2 protein-coding genes are annotated in these 1,669 nt (G+C 68.1%); one reads left to right on the top strand and one right to left on the bottom strand.

Annotated features, from left to right (window positions below):
* Positions 1 to 83: 83 nt before the first annotated feature.
* Positions 84 to 668 (top strand): GNAT family N-acetyltransferase, encoded by a 585-nt coding sequence (locus ADK54_RS11870; protein ID WP_234392019.1) that lies wholly within the window; start codon positions 84 to 86, stop codon positions 666 to 668.
* A gap of 31 nt (positions 669 to 699) precedes the next feature.
* Here the strand turns inward: ADK54_RS11870 and ADK54_RS11865 are convergent.
* A partial coding sequence (locus ADK54_RS11865; protein WP_234392018.1) for a type IV secretory system conjugative DNA transfer family protein occupies positions 700 to 1,669 on the bottom strand: 970 nt, incomplete at its 5' end.

Raw genomic sequence — 1,669 nt, 5'->3', positions numbered from 1 at the left:
AGGGGGGACCCTGTGGGAGAGTAGGACGCCGCCGAACAAATTGTGGAGAAAGCCCCGCACCAGACCGTAGGAATACGGTCACGGTGCGGGGCTTTTTCGCGTTGTGGCAGTATCGGTTCATGGAACATGTCATACGCCCCATACGCGCCGACGAATGGCGCAAGTCCAAGGAACTGCGGCTGGCTTCGCTGGCCGATCCCGCTGCCCCCGTGGCCTTCCTGGACACGCTGGAGAACGCGTCCGCGCGGCCCGATTCGCACTGGCAGGAGCGGGCGCAGGGGGCCGCGCAGGGTAATTCCGCCCGGCACTTCATCGTTGAGGGGCCCGACGGTGAATGGGCCGGCGGCGTTGTGGTGCTGGTCGAGGCCGAGGGCAGCGACGATGTCTTCGGGAATCGGATTGCCTCGTCGCAGGCGCAGCTCGTGGGCGTGTTCGTACGGCCCGAGTACCGCGGGGTCGGGCTGACCGAGCGGCTTTTCGCTGCCGCGATGGAATGGGCCTGGTCGCTGGAGGAGCCGCGGGTGAGCCGCGTTCGGCTCTTCGTGCACGAGAACAACCCGCGCGCCCAGGGCTTCTACCGGAAGATCGGCTTCGTACCGACCGGGGTCACCGCGCTGCTGTCCGGTGACGGTTGCCACGATCTTGAGATGGAGGTTGTGCGGCCGTAGCCGTACTCCTGCCTCCCTTGCGTCTCTGCGATTACGTCAGCGCCTCGGTCCAGCGGGCCTTGGCCTGTTCGGGGGAGCGGAGCAGGACCAGGGGCGGCATGCCCTGGTCCTGACCGGTCGACAGCAGCTCCGGAAGCCGGGGAAGCGGAGCCACGGCCGCGACGTCGTCCAGGACGAGCGTCATTGGTGGGTCGAGGCGACCGTCAGATGACCGTTCGGCCATGCGGCGGCCGCGCTCGACCACGTCTGAGGCGAGCGCCGTGAGCAGGGGCATCGCGGCGGGATGGGACCGGGGGTTCTCGATCGCTTCACCCACCACATAAAGGGTGCCCCCCTCGTTCACAAATGATTCCAGGGCGAGCGAATCTGCTCGGTTTGGTGTGCAGGCGTCGCGGATGTGGATCGAAGAGAGGCAGGCGAGGGCCCGGGCCGTCAACTGCTGGGCGATTTCCCGGCGTTCGGGGTACGCGGTGAGGGCGGACTCCAGGAGTCCCGCGCCGCCGCTCTGCGCCTTGGGGTGCGTGCGGAGGATGCGTACGGCGTCCTGGACCGCTGTTCCCTGGGCCCAGCGGTGCAGCTGTTTCGTGGCCTTGCCGTCGCGGCTCTCCAGAGCGGCGGCGTGCAGCCAGCAGCGTAGGAGGGTTTCCGCGGTGTCTGCCATGGCGGCGTCCATGCGGGCCTGGGGGCGGACGGCGGCGAGCAGTGCCGTTGCCCTTGCGGCTGCGACATCCGGGTCTTCGCAGCCGGCTGTGGGGGACCAGTGGAGTCTGGCGGGGGTGTCGCAGCGGTGGGTTGGGTCGTAGACGTGTACGGGGCCCAGTTTGGCTCGGGCGTCTTTTGTTTCTGCCCACAGGGTGGGGTCCGAGGTGACGATCAGGGCTGCGCCCTCGGCGTCCTGGATTGCCTGTAGGGCTCTGGGTCTTCTTGCTTCGGGGGCGCCGAACAGTAGGCGGGGGGTTTGCTGTTCTGCCCGGGGGGCTGGGAATCGCTCCACTTGTGTG

The sequence above is a fragment of the Streptomyces sp. WM6378 genome (genome assembly GCF_001279695.1).
Taxonomy (GTDB): domain Bacteria; phylum Actinomycetota; class Actinomycetes; order Streptomycetales; family Streptomycetaceae; genus Streptomyces.
This window is presented reverse-complemented; position numbering and strand designations above follow the sequence as displayed.